The sequence below is a fragment of the Rhizobium sp. SVR5-9E genome (genome assembly GCF_056755095.1).
In genome coordinates this window covers 1-261 of the sequence record NZ_JBNDHS010000479.1, presented here as the reverse complement: position 1 = coordinate 261, position 261 = coordinate 1, and the positions used below count along the sequence as shown (strand labels likewise).

Annotated in this window: 1 protein-coding gene; it reads right to left on the bottom strand. The window is 49.0% G+C overall.

All coding sequences use genetic code 11. From position 1 onward, the window contains the following. Window positions 1-203, bottom strand: a 203-nt coding sequence (locus tag ACPYOJ_RS35710) for an alcohol dehydrogenase catalytic domain-containing protein (protein ID WP_481420438.1), incomplete at its 3' end; no start/stop codon positions are given. Window positions 204-261 lie beyond the last annotated feature (58 nt).

The window sequence follows — 261 nt, the reverse complement described above, 5'->3', positions numbered from 1 at the left end:
GAATAGCCAAAGAGTGCTCCACCTTTATCGGTGACAATTCCTCCTTCCGGCCCATAATGTTCAGGATTACTGTGTTCGCAGGCAGTCGGAAGATCATGCTGACAGAAATAGCAGCTTCCGCAGGAAATCGGGAATGGCACTACTACCCTGTCTCCTACTTTAAGGTTGGTGATGTGCTGTCCGACTTCTTCAACAATTCCCATGAATTCATGTCCCATCACCATAGGCCTGGCCTGGGGAATTCCTCCAGAGTACATATGC